The 17,946-nt window shown below is 64.0% G+C and carries 14 protein-coding genes; 4 read left to right on the top strand and 10 right to left on the bottom strand.

Going from position 1 to position 17,946, the window contains the following annotated elements; genetic code table 11:
* Positions 1–38: 38 nt before the first annotated feature.
* The 3 genes from FMA36_RS04825 to FMA36_RS04815 all read right to left on the bottom strand — a co-directional run bounded on the left by FMA36_RS04825 (position 39) and on the right by FMA36_RS04815 (position 1,573).
* Positions 39–395, bottom strand: coding sequence for a hypothetical protein (locus tag FMA36_RS04825; protein WP_159261240.1), 357 nt, complete (start codon positions 393–395; stop codon positions 39–41).
* A gap of 88 nt (positions 396–483) precedes the next feature.
* The gene (locus FMA36_RS04820; RefSeq protein ID WP_159261238.1) at positions 484–1,128 is read right to left on the bottom strand and encodes a 2OG-Fe(II) oxygenase; all 645 of its coding nucleotides are present in this window, start codon (positions 1,126–1,128) and stop codon (positions 484–486) included.
* 106 nt (positions 1,129–1,234) lie between these two features.
* The gene (locus tag FMA36_RS04815) at positions 1,235–1,573 is read right to left on the bottom strand and encodes a carboxymuconolactone decarboxylase family protein (protein WP_159261236.1); all 339 of its coding nucleotides are present in this window, start codon (positions 1,571–1,573) and stop codon (positions 1,235–1,237) included.
* A gap of 120 nt (positions 1,574–1,693) precedes the next feature.
* Between FMA36_RS04815 and zapE the strand changes: the two genes are divergently transcribed.
* The 4 genes from zapE to lpdA all read left to right on the top strand — a co-directional run bounded on the left by zapE (position 1,694) and on the right by lpdA (position 9,301).
* Positions 1,694–2,893 carry a cell division protein ZapE gene (gene zapE, locus FMA36_RS04810; protein WP_159261234.1) on the top strand — a complete coding sequence of 400 codons (1,200 nt, stop codon included), beginning with the start codon at positions 1,694–1,696 and terminating at the stop codon, positions 2,891–2,893.
* A 346-nt stretch (positions 2,894–3,239) separates the two neighbouring features.
* The gene (locus FMA36_RS04805) at positions 3,240–6,113 is read left to right on the top strand and encodes a 2-oxoglutarate dehydrogenase E1 component (RefSeq protein WP_159261232.1); all 2,874 of its coding nucleotides are present in this window, start codon (positions 3,240–3,242) and stop codon (positions 6,111–6,113) included.
* 122 nt (positions 6,114–6,235) lie between these two features.
* Positions 6,236–7,495 (top strand): 2-oxoglutarate dehydrogenase complex dihydrolipoyllysine-residue succinyltransferase, encoded by a 1,260-nt coding sequence (odhB, locus tag FMA36_RS04800; protein ID WP_159261230.1) that lies wholly within the window; start codon positions 6,236–6,238, stop codon positions 7,493–7,495.
* A 69-nt stretch (positions 7,496–7,564) separates the two neighbouring features.
* On the top strand, positions 7,565–9,301 hold the full coding sequence (gene lpdA / locus FMA36_RS04795; protein ID WP_159261228.1) for a dihydrolipoyl dehydrogenase: 1,737 nt from the start codon (positions 7,565–7,567) through the stop codon (positions 9,299–9,301).
* 145 nt (positions 9,302–9,446) lie between these two features.
* Here the strand turns inward: lpdA and FMA36_RS04790 are convergent, their stop codons facing one another.
* The 7 genes from FMA36_RS04790 to FMA36_RS04760 all read right to left on the bottom strand — a co-directional run bounded on the left by FMA36_RS04790 (position 9,447) and on the right by FMA36_RS04760 (position 17,909).
* Entirely contained in the window at positions 9,447–11,183 is a 1,737-nt protein-coding gene (locus tag FMA36_RS04790) for a putative bifunctional diguanylate cyclase/phosphodiesterase (protein WP_159261226.1), read from the bottom strand.
* A gap of 50 nt (positions 11,184–11,233) precedes the next feature.
* Positions 11,234–13,456 (bottom strand): EAL domain-containing protein, encoded by a 2,223-nt coding sequence (locus FMA36_RS04785; RefSeq protein WP_159261224.1) that lies wholly within the window; start codon positions 13,454–13,456, stop codon positions 11,234–11,236.
* A 302-nt stretch (positions 13,457–13,758) separates the two neighbouring features.
* Positions 13,759–14,013, bottom strand: a complete 255-nt coding sequence (locus FMA36_RS04780) for a DUF6587 family protein (protein ID WP_159261222.1) — start codon at positions 14,011–14,013, stop codon at positions 13,759–13,761.
* Entirely contained in the window at positions 14,013–15,848 is a 1,836-nt protein-coding gene (gene feoB / locus FMA36_RS04775; protein WP_159261220.1) for a ferrous iron transport protein B, read from the bottom strand. Before feoB ends, FMA36_RS04780 begins: the two co-directional genes overlap by 1 nt.
* Entirely contained in the window at positions 15,845–16,093 is a 249-nt protein-coding gene (locus FMA36_RS04770) for a FeoA family protein (protein WP_159261218.1), read from the bottom strand. Before FMA36_RS04770 ends, feoB begins: the two co-directional genes overlap by 4 nt.
* Positions 16,094–16,137: 44 nt before the next feature.
* Entirely contained in the window at positions 16,138–16,533 is a 396-nt protein-coding gene (locus FMA36_RS04765) for a DUF6881 domain-containing protein (RefSeq protein ID WP_159261216.1), read from the bottom strand.
* 50 nt (positions 16,534–16,583) lie between these two features.
* A complete protein-coding gene (locus FMA36_RS04760) occupies positions 16,584–17,909 on the bottom strand; it encodes a cobyrinic acid a,c-diamide synthase CobB (protein WP_240906548.1) in 1,326 nt (441 codons plus the stop codon).
* Between the last annotated feature and the right edge of the window lie 37 nt (positions 17,910–17,946).

The raw sequence follows: 17,946 nt of genomic DNA, 5'->3' as shown, positions 1-17,946 counted from the left end.
CTTCGCGGGAGAGATCAGATGCGTGGGATGTCAGGCGGTCAGTAACCGCCGCCATACGGGTAGTAGGCCGGGGGCGGCGGCGGAGGCGGGGGCGCCGGATAATAGGCAGGCGGCGGAGGGGCAGCACCCCGTTCGGCCAGCGCGCTGCCCAGCATGGCGCCAACCGCAAGGCCTGCAATGCCGCTGCCCACGGCCAGTCCCGCGCCACCGCCACCACGGCGGTAGCCACCCCCACCATGCCACCCGCCGCGCGGCGGGCCGCCATGCCAGCCGGGGCCGGGCCCGCGCGGACCACCATGCCAGGGCTGGGCATGGGCCGCAGGCGTGGCGGTGGCCAGCAGGCCAAGGGCGAAGCTGGCTGACAGGAGGGAAGCAGTAAGTTTACGCAGCTTCATGGGCTTTGAGTACCTCGGCGTGTCGTGAAGGCGAAGAACGGGGGGCATGATGGGCGCCCCGCGTGGCGAAACAATGGCCCGGGCTGTTTCAGGCCACCCAGGGCAGCCGCTTGGTCAGGGCGGATAACCGGTGGCGGCGCAGTTCGTTGCGTGCGCGGGTGTCATTGGTCATGTAATTGAGCTGGATGGTATGGCGCGGGCCGACATACTGCCGGTGCCCATGCCATGTGTCCGGCCCGTTGGGAAAGATGAGCAGCGTGCCATTGACCGGCGGGATCTCGGCGGCGAAATCCTCCAGGTCATGCCCGTTGCGCAGCAGGCGCAGGCAGCCTTCATGCCGGGCCCAGGCGGCTTCATCGGCAGCGTTGAGGTACAGTAGCACGGTTACGCGCTTGCTGTCGGAATCGCGGTGGATGCGTCCGTCCTTCGCCCGCGTGCGCCCGCGCAGGGTCAGCATGGTTGGGGCGGCATCAAGGTCGAGGTCGAATTTGGCGGCGATGAGCGCGCGCAGGCGCGGCCCCTCAAGCTCCGCCACCAGGCCTGCCATGAGCGGTGAAAGGCTGAGTGCCGCGGGCGGGAACGACCCGCCCGAGCGAATGGCGGGCAGGCTCGTGGCCAGCGCCTTCAGGTCCGGGGGGGTAATGAAATGCGGCACCACCACATGGGCGAAGGGCGCGCTTGCAACCGGCGTCGCCTCAAGTGCTGCATAGTCGGGGGTGACGGGTTGGATCATGCCATCTCTGCAAGCACGCGGGTGAAAGCGGCCCTGTGATCGGGCCAGAAAACCAATACGCACCAGACTAGGGCCAGTTGCCTTCACCCGCAAGTGATCGCGCGGATCAGGTTTTGACCGTATCCACCGCATCGAGCACGCGGCTGGAATAGACCACGGCAGCGCCCGCGTTCAGCGCCACGGCAACGCCCAGCGCCTCGGCAATTTCCGCCTTGGTGGCCCCGGCTTTGACCGCCGCGGTGGAATGGACGGAGATGCACCCGTCGCACCGTGTGGTCACGGCAACGGCCAGCGCGATCAGTTCACGGGTCTTGGCATCGAGGTGGCCGGTTTCGGCCCCTGCGCGATCGAGGGTCTGGAGTCCCTTGAGCGTGCCCGGCGAGAGGGTGGCAAACGCGCCGATGGACTCGCCAAGATGGGCGCGGTAGGCGTTCCAGTCAGTCATCACAAGTTCTCCATCTGGTAGGGTTTGAGTTCACCAGATGGAGAGAACCCCTGTCATGACACAGTTTGGCGAGATCGGGGCCTTGCTGGGGCTTTTTTAACGGACTATCGCCAAAATATCATGAATACGGATATCGCCCCCGCCCGCCTGTCCGCTGCGGCGCCGCCCGCAGCCACAGGCCCTTTCGCCGCCTATGAGGCCCGCGTGGCTTCAGGCCGTCTTGACCGCGACCCCGAGCAGGAAAAAGCCGCCCGCAGGCTCGACCAGCTCTGGCGCGAACTGCGCGACTACCACCCGGTGGTGCAGTCCGCCCCGGCCGCCGGTGGCTGGCTGGGCGGGCTGAAGGCGCGGTTTGGCCTGGCAGGCAGGCCCGCGCACGAGCAGGCCCGGCCGCGCGGCGTGTACATGGTGGGGCAGGTGGGGCGTGGCAAAACCATGCTGATGGACCTGTTCTTCAGCCTCGCCCCCGTGGAGCACAAGCGCCGGGTGCATTTCCACCGCTTCATGCAGGATGTGCACCAGCGCCTGCATGACATGAAGGAAGCCGACCCCTCCCTGTCCGACCCCATCCCGCCGCTTGCCCGCCAGATCGCGCAGGAGGCGTGGCTGCTGTGCTTTGATGAATTCCAGGTCAATGACATCGCGGACGCCATGATCCTTGGCCGCCTGTTCGATTACCTGTTTGCCGATGGCGTGGTGGTGGTGGCCACATCCAACACAAAGCCCGAGGACCTGTTTCAGGACCGGCCCGGCGCCGATGCGTTCAAGCCTTTCATCGCCGCGATCCTCAAGGAGGTTGATACCGTCATCCTCGACTCCCCGCGTGATTACCGGCGCGGCAATGCGCGCGGCATGCAGACATGGATCATCCCTGTCGATGCGGCGGCGACAAAGGAACTCGACTCGATCTTTGACCGGCTGGCCGATGGCGCGCCGGTGGTGCCCGTAACGCTCGATATCATGGGCCGCCCACTGAAGGTGACGCGCGCGGCAGGCCCGGTGGCGCGCTTCAGCTTTGCCGAGCTGTGCGGCAGGCCGCTGGGTGCCGGTGACTACCTGGCACTGGCCACGCGCTTCCCCAACCTCGTGCTTGATGGCGTGCCGCGCATGGGGCCGGACAATTTTGACGAGGCGCGGCGTTTCATCGTGCTGATCGACACGCTGTACGAACAGAACGTCAAGCTGTTTGCATCCGCCGAGGACCGGCCCGATGCCATCTACGCCAAAGGGCAGGGAGCGACCGCATTCGAGCGCACTGCCTCGCGGCTCGAGGAGATGCAGAGTGCCGCCTACATGCAGTTGCCGCACCTCAACGCATGATGGGCGCAAACGGCGGAAGGGTCACGCCATCGTGACGATTATGGCGGTGGTGTGACTGCCGGGGCGGTAGGCAAGCGGCACTGTCTTTGCTTGGGTATGGGCAAGTTCGCATCAGCCGGGTGCCGTGCCGCGAAAAGCGATGTTTTGCAGCGCCACGCCCCGCCATCACGGGTCAGGCACGAAAATGTCAGTATGCGCGGCAAGCAGACCTGATCCTGATGAATGATGGCGGTATCCCGGCAAGGGTGCGGCTAGGGTAGCGATACAAATCGGGCTGGCTGCCGTTTCAGGCCGGACCCGGAAATAGCGCGGCCACAAAGGCCGCCAGCGAGGAGATGTCTTCAATATGGCGGGCGTAGATATTCTTTCGACCGCATTCAGCGGCGCCAATACGGCCTATCTGGCCGAGTTGTATGCGCGCTGGGTGGCCGATCCCAACAGCGTCGATCCTTCCTTTGCCTCCCTGTTCCAGGAACTGCATGAGGAAGGCACCGAAATCGTTCATGATGCGGAAGGGGCCTCCTGGGCGCCGCGCCCGCATATCATCACCGGCGATGAACCGGCCCCCCTGCCCAACGGCAAGGCGGCGGGCGTTACGGCGGAGAGCCTGAAGGCGGCGGCTGATGACAGCCTGCGCGCGACCCAGCTCATCCGCGCCTTCCGCGTGCGTGGCCATCTTGAGGCCCGGCTCGACCCGCTTGGCCTGCAGGTGCCCAAGCCCCATGCGGATCTCGACCCTGCCACCTACGGCTTCGGCCCCAAGGATTGCGACCGCCCGATCTATCTCGGCCACATCGTCGCCAGCCTGATCGGCTCGGACACCGCCACCATCAACCAGGTGCTCGATGCCCTGCGCGCGGTCTATTGCGGGCCGATCGGTGCGGAGTTCATGCACATCCAGGATCCCGAGCAGCGCATGTGGGTGCAGGCGCGGCTTGAGGGCGATAACTGGCGCAAGGGCGCAAGCCCCGAGCAGAAGAAGGTCATCCTGCAGCAGCTGACCGAGGCGGAAGGCTTCGAGTCCTTCTGCCAGAAGCGCTATGTGGGCACCAAGCGCTTCGGCCTTGAGGGCGAGGACGTGACCATCCCCGCGCTGCACGCCATCATCGACCAGGCGGCCTCGGGCGGCGTGCGCTCGGTGGCCATCGGCATGCCGCATCGCGGGCGTCTGAACACGCTCGTCAACATCGTGCGCAAGCCCTACACCGCCATCTTCAGCGAATTCGCCGGCGTGTCCTTCAAGCCCGACGACGTGCAGGGCTCGGGCGATGTGAAATACCATCTCGGCACCTCCACCGATGTCGAGATTGGCGGCACCCCCGTTCATATCTCGCTCCAGCCCAACCCCTCGCACCTCGAGGCGGTCGATCCGGTCGTGATCGGCAAGGTGCGCGCAACACAGGATGATGACGACCCCCACCAGCGTGGCCGCCACATGGGCGTGCTGCTGCATGGTGATGCGGCGTTTGCGGGCCAGGGCATCGTGTATGAAACGCTGGCCATGTCGCAGCTGATCGGCTACCGCACCGGCGGCACGATCCACGTCGTGGTCAACAACCAGATCGGGTTTACCACCGTCTCGGTCCATTCCTTCTCGGGTCTGTACTGCACGGACGTGGCCAAGGCGGTGCAGGCGCCGATCCTGCACGTCAATGGCGACGAGCCGGAGGCGGTGATCTACTGTTCGCGCCTTGCCGCCGAGTTCCGCCAGAAGTTCGCATCCGACGTGGTGCTCGACATCGTGGGCTACCGCCGCCACGGCCATAACGAGTCCGATGAGCCGTCCTTCACACAGCCCACCATGTACAAGGCCATCGCGGCGCGGCCTACCATCCGCACGCTCTATTCCGACCGCCTTGTGCGCGAAGGCGTGGTGACCGAAGCTGAAGTGACCGCCGAGTGGGATGGCTTCCACAACAGGCTCGAGCAGGCCTATCAGGCCGCACAGGGCTACAAGCCCAACAAGGCCGACTGGCTGGAAGGTGCGTGGAAGGGCCTCAAGCCGCCACCGGTCGACACGACCCTGCCCGCGCCCGAAACCGGTGTTGCCATCGACCGGCTGAAGGAAGTTGGCGCATCGCTGGCCCATGTGCCCGATGACTTCAACGCCAACCCCAAGATCATCCGCCAGCTCAAGGCCAAGGCGAAGATGTTCGAGACCGGCGCGGGCATCGACTGGGCCACGGGCGAGGCGCTGGGCTTCGGCACGCTGCTGCTCGACAAGCACCATGTCCGCCTTTCGGGCGAGGATTGCCAGCGCGGCACCTTCAGCCAGCGCCATGCGGTGCTGATCGATCAGGTGAACCAGAACACCTACGTGCCGCTCAACAACATCGCCAAGGATCAGGCGGCCATCGAGATCTACAACTCGCTGCTGTCCGAATTCGGGGTGCTGGGCTTTGAATACGGCTACTCGCTGGCCGACCCCAACGCACTGGTGCTGTGGGAGGCGCAGTTCGGTGACTTCGCCAACGGCGCGCAGGTCATCATCGACCAGTTCATTGCCTCGGGCGAGACCAAGTGGCTGCGCATGTCGGGCCTCGTGATGCTGCTGCCCCACGGTTATGAGGGGCAGGGGCCGGAGCATTCCTCCGCCCGCCTCGAGCGCTACCTGCAGTTGTGCGCCGAGAACAACATGCGGGTGTGCAACATCACCACGCCTGCCAACTACTTCCACGCGCTGCGCCGCCAGCTCTTCCTCGACTACCGCAAGCCGCTGATCATCATGACGCCGAAGTCCCTGCTGCGTCACAAGCTGGCGGTGTCGGAACTCAAGGATTTCGGGCCGGGCACGCGCTTCCTGCCGGTCATTGGCGAGATCGACCCGATTGCAGCCCCCGACAAGGTGGACCGCGTGGTGATCTGCTCGGGCAAGGTCTATTATGACCTGCTGGCCGAGCGCCGCGAGCGCAAGCTCGATAACGTCGCCATCCTGCGCCTTGAGCAGTTCTATCCCTTCCCGGCCAAGATGCTGGGCGAGGAACTGGCCCGCTACAGGCAGGCCAAGGTGATCTGGTGCCAGGAAGAACCCGAGAACATGGGCGGCTGGACCTTTGTCGATCGCCTGATCGAGGGCGTGCTGACCGATATTGGCCACAAAAGCACGCGCCCGACCTTTGTGGGGCGGGTTGCGGCGGCAAGCCCGGCCACGGGTCTGGCCAAGGTGCATGTGGCCGAGCAGGCGGCACTGGTGAACAAGGCGCTGGGCGTCAGCGCCTGATACGGGCCGGATAGAGCACACACAACACGGGGGCGGCCTGCCGGCCGCACCCCCAAATAACGAATAGGGCCGCCCCGCAGCCCGGTTGGGGCAGGGGCGGCCAAGGGATTGGGAAACAGGAAATGTCTGCCGAGATCAAGGTACCGACACTGGGTGAAAGCGTAACCACGGCAACCATCGCCAAGTGGCTCAAGCAGCCGGGTGACGCCGTGAACGAGGATGACCCGTTGGTGGAGCTGGAAACCGACAAGGTCAGCGTGGAAGTGCCCGCCCCGCAGGCTGGCGTGCTTGGCCCGCTGCTGGTGCCTGAAGGCGCCGAAGTGGAAGTGGGCACCGTACTCTCCACCATCGAGGCCGGTAGTGGCGCAGCCCCCAAGGCTGCTGCCGCCCCCGCGCCCAAGAAGGAAGCCGCCCCCGCTGGCGTGCAGGCCCAGCCCGCAACCCCGGGCCCGGTGGCGCGGCCTGCCACCCCGCCATCCGATGTGGCGGCACAGGGTGCGGCCAACGTGGCCTTCCCCGCCGCGCGCAAGGCCATGGCCGAGCAGGGTGTAACGCCCGCCCAGGTCGGCACCGGCACGGGCAAGGACGGGCGCATCACCAAGGGCGACGTGCAGAGCTTCCTCTCACAGCCGCGCGCGGCTGCTCCTGCCGCCGCCCCGCGCCCGCCGCGTCAGGACGACCCGCGTGAAGAGCGCGTGAAGATGACGCGCCTGCGCCGCACCATTGCCCGCCGGCTGAAGGATGCGCAGAACACCGCAGCCCTGCTGACCACCTTCAACGAGGTGGACATGTCGGCGGTGATGCAGATGCGCGCCGAATACAAGGAACTGTTCATCAAGAAGCATAACGGCGTGAAGCTGGGCTTCATGTCCATCTTCAGCCGTGCGGTCATTGCGGCGCTGCAGGAATTCCCGGCCATCAACGCCGAGATCGACGGCGATGACGTGATCTACCGCGAGTTCGTCAACCTCGGCATTGCCGTGGGCGGCCCCAACGGGCTGGTCGTGCCCGTAATCCGCGATGCCGACAAGATGGGCTTCGCACAGATCGAAAGCGCGATTGCAGGCTTTGGCAAGAAGGCCCGCGAAGGCACGCTCAAGATCGATGAACTGTCGGGTGGCACGTTCTCGATCACCAATGGCGGCATCTATGGCTCGCTCATGTCCACGCCCATCATCAACGCGCCGCAGTCGGCCATCCTTGGCATGCATGCCATCCAGGAGCGCCCGATGGCGGTGAACGGGCAGGTGGTGATCCGCCCGATGATGTATATCGCGCTGACCTACGACCACCGGATCGTGGATGGCAAGGAGGCGGTCAGCTTCCTTGTGCGCGTCAAGCAGAACGTGGAAGATCCGCGCCGTCTGCTGCTGCAGGTCTGATGCCTGCCGGGGCCGCGCCAGTGTCGCGGCCCCTACGCGCAACCGCATAGCAAGCAGGACTGACAAGACATGACAATCGATATCAAGGTGCCCACGCTGGGCGAGAGCGTGACCACGGCCACGGTCGCCAAATGGCTCAAACAGCCCGGTGACGCGGTCAATGCCGATGACCCGATCGCTGAGCTGGAAACCGACAAGGTCAGCGTGGAAGTGCCCGCCCCGCAGGCAGGCGTGCTCGGTGCGCATGCCGTCAACGAAGGCGATGAGGTCGAGGTCGGCACCGTGCTGACCACCCTTACGCCAGGTGCGGGTGGCGCCAAGGCGGCTCCGGCTGCCGCCGCAAAACCCGCGCAGGCTGCTGCACCCGCACCTGCCCCGGCAGCCCCTGCGGCGAAGCCCGCAGCCGAGGCACCGAGCGAGACGGATTACGACGTGATCGTGATCGGCGCGGGCCCGGGTGGATATGTGTGCGCCATTCGCGCAGCCCAGCTTGGCTTCAAGGTGGCCTGCGTGGAAAAGCGCGCCACCCTTGGGGGCACCTGCCTCAATGTGGGCTGTATCCCGTCCAAGGCGCTGTTGCAGCAGTCCGAGAACTTCCATGCCGCCAAGGATGAATATGGCGAGATGGGCATCATCATCGACAGCGTGAAGCTGGATCTGGCGAAGATGATGGCGCGCAAGCAGTCCGTGGTTGATGCGAACGTCAAGGGCGTGGAGTTCCTGTTCAAGAAGAACAAGGTCACCTGGCTCAAGGGCACCGGCAAGATCGAGGGCACGGGGCGCATCACGGTTGATGGCAAGCCGGTTACGGCAAAGCACATCGTCATTGCCAGCGGCAGCGACAGTGCGGGCCTGCCGGGCGTGGATGTGGATGAAAAGCAGATCGTCACCTCCACCGGTGCGCTTGAGCTTTCTGCCGTGCCCAAAAAGATGGTGGTGATTGGTGGCGGCGTGATCGGCCTTGAGCTGGGCAGCGTGTGGCACCGCCTTGGCGCGGATGTGACGGTTATTGAATATCTCGACCGTCTGGTGCCCGGCACCGATAACGAGGTGGCCAAGACCTTCCAGCGCATCCTGACCAGGCAGGGCCTGAAGATGAAGCTGGGCCACAAGGTGACCAAGGCCGAGAAAAGCCCCAAGGGCGTGACCCTGAGCGTGGAACCCGCCAAGGGCGGAACGGCTGAAACGCTGGAAGCCGACGTGGTGCTGCTGGCCATTGGCCGCACGGCAGCAAGCAAGGGCTTCGGGCTGGAGGAAGCGGGTATCGCGCTCGACAAGCGCGGCCGTATCGTGACCGACGCGCATTACGCCACCAGTGTGCCCGGCATCTATGCCATTGGCGACGTGATTGCAGGCCCCATGCTGGCCCACAAGGCCGAGGAAGAAGGCGTTGCCATAGCCGAGCTGCTGGCAGGTCAGGCAGGCCATGTGAATTACGGCGCGATCCCGGCCGTGGTCTATACGTGGCCGGAAGTGGCGACCGTGGGCAAGACCGAAGAGAACCTGAAGGAAGAGGGCGTTGCCTACAAGGTTGGCAAATTCCCCTTCACCGCCAATGGTCGCGCGCGCGCCATCGGCATGACCGACGGGTTCGTGAAGGTTCTGGCCGATGCCACGACCGACCAGGTGCTTGGCGTGCACATTATCGGCCCGATGGCGGGCGAACTGATTGCCGAATGCACCATGGCGATCGAGTTCGGCGCCTCGTCGGAAGATATTGCCCGCACCTGCCATGCCCACCCCACGCTGAGCGAGGCGGTGAAGGAAGCGGCACTCGATGTGGACAAGCGCGCCATCCATATCTGACCCGGCGCAGTAACAAAAAACCCACCCGGTGGCCTTGTTGCCGGGTGGGTTTTTTTATGAATGACAAAAGAAGTTTTTGGTGAAGCTTTTTGAAAAAAAGCTTCAGAAGCCCGCCGTCTTTCTAAAAAAGATAGCCCACGCTCTCTCAGGCCGTGGTTGTCTTCACGGGGTTCCAGGCATCGCGCTGGGTAATACGGATCAACTCTGTTGCGGAAACCGCACGTGAGATGAAGAAACCCTGCACGTAATCCACGCCCAGCGCGCGCACGGTGTCGAATTCTTCCTGTGTTTCCACGCCTTCCACCGTTACGGCCAGATTATAGCCATGACCAAGCTTGATGAGGGCAGCGAGCAGGCTGCGGGCTTCCGTGTCGGTGGCGATGTCGCGTACGAGGCAGCGGTCGAGCTTGAGCGACTGCAGAGGCAGTTCACGCAGGGTGGACAGGCGCACCGTGCCGTAACCGAAATTGTCCATTGCCAGGCCAAATCCGTCTTCCGCCAGGGCGCGCAGGCGCAGGCGGCTTTTTTCCGCCCGCCGCCCCTGCAGCATCTGCTCGGTCACTTCCAGCATGAAGGTGGAGGGCTCAAGGTTGAGTTCACGGATCTCGCTGAACAGGTCGATCTGCTGCTCCAGGTTGAGCAGGTCCAGATGCGACAGGTTCACCGCCAGCCGCAGGCTCGGCAGGCCCGCTTCCTTCCATTTCTGGATATCGTCATGGAAGGACTGCACAAGGTGCGTCTCCATGATCTGGGCCAGAGCCGAGTCGGCAAACACATCGGTAAACGCCCCGGCGGAGAGCAGGCCCCGATCGGGGTGATGCCAGCGCATCAGCGCTTCCGCCTGCTCGATGCGGCCGGTACGCGCGTTGAGTATGGGCTGGTAGTAAACCTCGAACTGCCTGAGTTCTACTCCCTTGCGGGCCTCGGTCAGGATCTTGGCGCGCTCCATCGTGGTCTTGTGCAGGCTCGGCGTGAACATGCGCGCCTGCTTGCCGCCTGACTGCTTGGCGGCATAGACCGCTACATCGGCGTTTTTCTGCAGGCCCTCAAGCGTGTCCGCCGCCGTGATAGGCGTGGCCCCGATGCTGCCGGATATGCGCACCGTGGCGCTGTCCAGCATGATCGGCTCTTCAAGAAGGTTCTGCACCTTGGTCAGGATGGTCTCGAGCGGCATGAGCTTGAGGCTGCGGCGCAGGATGATGGCGAACTCATCGCCACCAAGCCGGCTGATCGCATCATCGGGGCCGATCAGCTCGAGCAGGCGCTGCCCGATCATCTTGAGCACTTCATCGCCCGCATGGTGGCCATGGATGTCATTGACAGGCTTGAACCCGTCAAGATCGAACATGACCAGCGCCTGCGGCTCGGGGTGCGGGCGCTTGGCGTTCTCGAGGGCCGTGACAAGGCTGGCATTGAAGCCGCCACGGTTGAGCAGCCCGGTCAGTACATCGGTCGCGGCCTGTTTCTTGAGCCGGACCTTGGTGTTCATCAGTTCCGTGATTTCAAACCGGCTTGCCACGAAACCGGTAATCTCGCCCTGCGGATTGCGGTGCGGCATGATGGTGGTGGCCACCCAGTAATGGCTGCCATCCTTGGCGCGGTTGCACAGGTTGCCATACCAGGTGCGGCCTGCCAGCAGGGTCTGGTACATCTCGCGGAAGAAGGCCTTCCCGTGCTCGCCCGAGTTCAGGATGCGATGGGTGTGGCCAAGCAGTTCCTCGCGGGAATACTGGCTGATCTCGCAGAACTTATCATTGACGTATGTAATGATGCCCTTACGGTCGGTTACCGCAACAATAAGGACATTATCCACCACGTCCGCCCAGAAGTCGGCATCTTCATGTGTAAGGGCACGGAGCCTGTTATCATGCGGTGCGGACATTCTGTTACCTCGGATACGGATCGGAAAACCTGAATTGACCTGTTGGTAATTTAGGATGATTTCTTTTTTGACGAAACATTTTTGGCAGCTGGCGCGGCGGGCAGCATTTGCCGGATCGTCTGGTGGTGGCGCATCCACTTCTCGAAGTCGTCAGGTGCGAGCGGCTTGGCGAACAGGTAGCCCTGCATCACGTCGCAATTCAGCTTTTCCAGCAGGTCGCGCTGCTGTTCGGTCTCGACGCCTTCGGTCACGACCGTCATGCCCAGCCGCGAGCCGATGCCGATCACTGCCATGGTCACGGCCTGGGCATTGGTGTCGTGCTCGAAATCATTGATGAAGCTGCGGTCGATCTTGATCTCGGTCAGCGGCAGGCGCGTGAGCCGCGAGAGCGATGAATACCCGGTGCCGAAATCATCCATAGACAGGCCGCAGCCGATATTGCGGATCGACTGGAGCACTTCCTCGGTGTCGCGGCTGTTATCCATCATCACGCTTTCGGTAATTTCCACCGTCAGGCGCGCGGGCTTGAGGTTATGACCCTTGAGCAGGGCGGCGATATGCTCGGGCAGCGCGCGGTTGCGGAAATGCACGGCAGACAGGTTCACGGCCACGGTGGGCACATGCACGCCGTCGCGGTCCCATTTCACGATCTGGCGGCACGCCTCAAGCAGTGACCAGCGGCCAATGGCCTCGATCTGGCCGGTCTCCTCCGCCACGGCGATGAAGCGTGAGGGGAAGATGTTGCCAAGGTGCGGATGGTGCCAGCGCGACAGGGCTTCCACGCCGCTGAGCTCGAGCGTGTGGGTGCGCACCTGTGGCTGGTAATGCAGGTTGAGCATGCCCTTGGCCAGCGAGTCACGCAGCGCCGAGCCAAGCACCAGCCGGTCCTGCGCCACCTGGTTCTTTTCCAGATTGGCGAAGCGGAAGATGCCGCGCCCGTCTTCCTTTGCCTGGCGCAGCGCCACATCGGCGGTGCTGAGTAGGGATTCGCTGTCCGGCCCGTTATCGGGGTAGGTGCTGATGCCGATCGAGCATGAAATGGTCAGCGTGTTCTGGCCGATCTGCATGGGCATGGTCATGGAGGCGAGCAGGTGCTCGGCAAAGGCTGTGGCTTCCTTGTGCGGGCAGTTGGGCACCACCACCACGAACTCATCGCCGCCCGAGCGGCTGAGCACGTAATCCTCCTTGGCGATGGAGCGGATGCGCCCTGCGATCTCGATTAGGAACTGGTCAGCATAGACATGGCCAAGCGCATCATTGATATCGCGGAAACGGTCGATATCGAGCATGAAGATGGCGAACTGCAGGTTGCCATCCTGCTTGCTGATCATGTTCTCGATCACCTTGTGCACCGAGGAGCGGTTGAGCAGCCCGGTCAGGCTGTCAAAATTGGCAAGGTGGGAGATATGCTCCTGCGTCGCGTTCTGTTCGAATGCCAGCGCGCAGAAGGGAATGCACGAATCGACAATGCGCTGCGGCCACGTATTGCGGCCCTGGTCTTCACGCGCATAGAGGGCGAAAATGCCCTTCACCTGCCCCGAACGCGTGCTGACCGGAGTACAGAAGCACTGCTGCAGGCCGAGCGAGATGCCGAGCGAGCGGTAGCTGTCCCACACCATGCGGGTGGCATGCTTGGGGTCGACGCGCAGCTTCTCGAGTTCGGATGACGAGACATACAGGCTCTCGAGCGAGGCGCGGTAGCGCTTGGGCAGCGTGGGGCTGGACAGGACGCGCAGTTGCCCGTCTGGCGTAATCAGCATGAGCACGGCCACCGTGCCGGGCACGAAGCTTTCCACCCGGCGGCACAGCAGGTCGGCCACGTCCTGGATCATCATGTCGCTGGCGAGTGCCTGCAGCACGTCGTTCTGCAGGATCAGGATCTTGCGCTGCTGGCTTTCGTTGGTGACATTCTTCATCACGCCCATGAAGAAGATGCGCCCGTCATGGGTCACGACCTTGGACAGCGAAAGCTCGCCGCAGATATATTCCCCATCCGAGCGGGTGAACTCCACCTCGCGCGAGGTGCCGACAATGCGGTTGTGTTCGCTGCCCCGGCTGCGCTCGACAAAGGCATCATGCCCGTCCCGGTGCAGCGTGGGCACCAGCACGTTCACGTTCTTGCCCAGCACGTCTTTCTTGTCGAGGCCCCACAGGTTCGACGCCGCCTGATTGAAGAAGATGACCTCGTTCCTGTCATCAATAATCACGGTTGCGTCTATGGCCTGCTCCAGTGCCGAAATCAGGACTTCAGCGCTCAGGTTGGGCTTTGACATTGAATTACCTCGAAAAAAGGACAAGGAGCAGCTACCGGCAGGCGGCTGCGGCAGGGGTATAAGGCGGCCTGAAATGCAGGGCGCGGCGCACCATTGTCCGGGCGGGGACAGCGTATGGCGGCCGCAGGAATATCATAGGATGATGATAACCATATTACATATTATCCAAGATAATCATTATACCGCATTGATATGAATTAACGCCGTTTTTAATAATTTCCGTAACGGATGCGTCCATATAGCATTCACGGCGCGGTTGATCCATCACATCCCGTACGCAAAATTGCCATATTCCACGCATGTCAGGTTTTCGGGCCGCAGTCGTCCTTGCCCGCGCAGCCCGAACAGCCGCCACATGCGCCCTTCGGGCGCGGGCGGCTTCTTGTCTGCGCATGGCGTATCAGGGCCTCGGGCGCATGGAGGTAGCGGAGCAGGCCACCCGTGCCCTGCCAGGCTTTGTGCCCCAGCCGGGGAAATATCCGCCCCAGCCAGTAGGCGGCGCATGCCGTAACCAGCGTTGCCGCCACCAGTGCCTGAAGCCACTGTGACGCGTGCATCAGAACATCCGCGCGATGTGATAGGTGAGAAAGGCCGCACCGTAGGCCAGGCCGAACAGGTAGGCTGCCGTCAGCGCCACCACGCGCCATGAACCGGTCTCGCGCCGGATGACGGCAAGCGTTGCCACGCATTGCGGGGCATAGACATACCATGCCAGCAGCGACAGCGCCGTGGGCAGGCTCCAGTGCGTGGGCAGCATGCCGCCAAGCTGAAGGGCTGCCTGGTCGGTATCGGCCCCTGAGCCCAGCGAATAGACCGTGGCCAGCGCGCCTACCGCCACCTCACGCGCGGCAAGGCCGGGAATGAGAGCCACACAGATCTGCCAGTTGAAGCCCAGCGGCGCGAAGACGGGCAGCATGATGTGCCCGATGCGCCCGGCAAGGCTCCAGTCGATGGCGGGCCCCACGGCGCCCGCAGGCGGCTTGGGAAAGCTGGACAGCCCCCACAGCAGCACCGTCAGCGAGACGATGGTGGTGCCTACGCGCATGAGGAAGATGCGCGCCCGCTCCCACAGCCCCAGCGCCAGGTCACGCGGGTTGGGCAGGCGGTAGGCGGGCAGTTCCATCAGCAGGGTGGCTTCGCGCCGGTCGGGGTTGCGCCAGCGCATGATGCGCGCCACCACCAGTGCCGACACGATGCCCAGCGCGTAAAGCCCGAACAGCACCAGGCCTTGCAGGTTCATGAAGCCCGCCACGTTACGGTGCGGAATGAACGCCCCGATCAGCAGGGTATAGATCGGCAGCCGGGCCGAGCAGGTCATGAGCGGGGCGACGAGAATGGTCACCAGCCGGTCGCGCGGGTTCTGGATGGTGCGGGTGGCCATGATGCCCGGTACCGCGCAGGCAAAGCTCGACAGCAGCGGAATGAACGAGCGTCCGCTCAGGCCCGCCACCGACATCAGCCGGTCAAGCAGGAAGGCCGCGCGTGGCAGGTAACCTGATTCCTCCAGTGCGAGAATCCACAGGAACAGGATCAGGATCTGCGGCAGGAAGGTCACCACGCTGCCAGCACCCGCGATCACGCCATCCACGATCAGGCTGCGCAGCACGCCATCGGGCATCAGGCGGCCCACCTGCTCGCCCAGTAGCCCCATGCCCGCGTCAATGCCATCCATGAGCGGCTGCGCCCAGGCAAATACCGCCTGAAACATGAGGAACAGCAGCACGAGCAGGATCACCGGTCCCCAGACCGGGTGCAGCACCCAGCGGTCGAGCCGCTCCTCCATCCGGTCCGATAATGGGGTGGCGTGGGTAACGCAGTCTGCCAGGATCTGGCGCACCATGGCGTGCAGGTCGGTGCCCGGCGGCAGGGGTGCGGGCACGGGCGGCGGTACGCCATCGAGCTGGGCCAGCAGGTCACGCGCGCCATTGCGCCTGATGCCTACCGTGGGCACGACGGGCATGCCCAGCTCCGCCTGCAGGCGCGGCAGGTCAATTTCCATGCCGCTGCGCTGGGCTGCATCGATCATGTTCAGCGCCAGCACCACGGGGCGACCGAGGCTGCGCATTTCCAGCACGAAGCGCAGGTGAAGGCGCAGGTTGGTGGCATCGGCCACGCAGACCAGCAGGTCAGGCGCGGTCTCGCCGCGATAGGTGCCCGCGCAGACATCACGCGTCACCGCCTCATCAGGGCTGGTGGCGTTGAGGCTGTAGGCGCCGGGCAGGTCGAGCAGGCGCACGCTGCGGCCGGCAGGCGTGGTGAACCAGCCTTCCTTGCGCTCCACGGTGGCGCCAGCGTAGTTGGCTACTTTCTGCCTGCTGCCGGTCAACAGGTTGAACAGGGCGGTCTTGCCGCAGTTCGGGTTGCCGACCAGGGCTATGTTGAGCGGGGTCATGCCGCCTCTTTTACCACATGCACGCGCACGCGCTGCGCCTCGGTGCGGCGCAGGGCAAAGCGGGTGAAGCCAATGCGCACGGCCAGCGGGTCACCGCCCAGCGGCGCGGTCGCCACGATGCGCACGGCCTCGCCCGGCACAAAGCCCAGCTCACGCAGGCGCTGCGCCACAGGGTCGGGGCTGCCGTTATCATCAACGCTGTCGATCACGGCGTCGGTTCCGCGTGGCAGGTCATTCAGTCGCATAAGACAGGAGTAATCCGAATGGTAAAAGTAAGTAATAATTATTATTAAATACTGCCGGGAATATTGTCCATCACGTTTGCCCCGATACCTGCGTTATCGCTGGTGCCGATATGTTTGCAGTGCAGGGGTTGCGTTGAGTACTGCTGCGCGTGCATGCCGCGGTATGGCTGGCACGCCTGCCATACCGCCTCAAATTCCGCCGCGGTTATGTCACGCGCTTCAAACCGGGGGTCGGCATTGATCTCTTCAAGCGGGGGGATGGCGATATCGGCGAGGTGGGTATCACCGGTCGAGAATGTTTGTGTTGCCACGCCGTGCTGGCCATTTTCATACAGCTCGATTTTTCTCAGTTCGGTTCTCTCGCCATCAAATTCACAATAAATGACGTCCGGTTCCTCCGAGCGGTCATCATGTTTCCATAAACATTTGATATAAAACAATTTAAATTCTTCAATCGTAATAAAAGCTTCAGATACGGACTGTTCCGCTTTCAGGTTGCATGTCCAAGCGTAGAAAGCACATGGAAGAACGTGCCCGAAACATGCCCCCGCCTTGCCCCACCCGTGCCCCGGTCCATGCCGTAGCCATCGGTCATGTCAGCCAGCGGCGTGTCCGGGCCGGGGTCGGTTACCGTGGCGTAGTGGAATTCATGCCCGCGCAGCACGGTGCCTGCAGGGCCTATGGCGCAGCCTTCGCGCAATGTGGCGCTGCGGTAGCCAAGGTTCATGCGGCGTTTGGCAAAGGAGGTGGCATGGCCGAGCAGGCCGGTCATGCGGTGGGTCTCGCCCGCCTTGTCGGTCAGGCTCTCGCCCAGCACCATGAAGCCCCCGCATTCTCCATGCACGGGTCGGGTGCGGGCGAAATGGGCCAGTGCCGTGCGAAAATGCCCGCATGCGGCAAGGCGGCCCGCATGCAGTTCAGGGTAGCCGCCGGGTAGCCAGCAGGCATCGCAGTCTTTGCCCGGACCTTCATCGGCAAGGGGTGAAAACGGATGCAGTTCCGCCCCGGCCTGCCGCCAGCCCGCGATGAGATGGGCATACAGGAACGAGAATGCCGCATCATCCGCCACCGCAATGCGCTGCCCCGGCGGCGGCAGGGCGCACGGGCTGCTGACGGGCGTGGGCAGGCGCGGGGGGGCTGCGCAGGCCAGAATGGCGTCAAGGTCAAGGTCGCGCTCGGCCTGTGTGGCCAGCCGTTCGGCCAGCGCGTCGAGGCCGCCATGCTCGCGGGCCTGCACCAGTCCCAGATGGCGCTCGGGCAGTTCAAGCTGCGTATCGCGCCCGAATGCGCCAAGCACCGGCAGGCCAATGGCTTCCATGGCCTGCGTGGCCATGGCGGTATGGCGGGGGGAGCCGACGCGATTGAGGATCACGCCCGCAATCTTTACCGCCGGGTCCAGTGTTGCAAAGCCCAGCGCGGTGGCGGCGGCTGACTGGCCCTGACCCGAAATGTCGAGTACCAGCAGCACGGGCAGGGCGTATCGCGCCGCGATATCGGCTGGCGCCCCGCGTGCGCCCGCAGGCCCCATCAATCCATCGAACAGGCCCATCGAGGCCTCGGTCACCAGCACGTCGCAGTCGTTCCGGGCCTGTGCCATCACGCCATCAAGCAGGTGCGGGGGCATGGCCCAGCTATCGAGGTTGAGGCTGGTGCGGCCGGTCAGGGCCTCGTGGAAAGCGGGGTCGATATAGTCCGGCCCGGTCTTGGCCCCGCGCACGGCTATATTGCGACGGCGCAGCGCGGCCAGCAGGGCCAGTGTGAGCGTGGTCTTGCCACCGCCCGAGCGGGGGGCGGCGATCATCAGCCCTCGTGTCATCATGTGCGTTCCTGCTAAAGCGTGGCGAGCGATGCCA

The organism is Komagataeibacter xylinus, assembly GCF_009834365.1.
Taxonomy (GTDB): domain Bacteria; phylum Pseudomonadota; class Alphaproteobacteria; order Acetobacterales; family Acetobacteraceae; genus Komagataeibacter; species Komagataeibacter xylinus_D.
The sequence above is the reverse complement of the archived record's forward strand: the minus strand, read 5'-3'. Positions and strand labels throughout refer to the sequence as shown.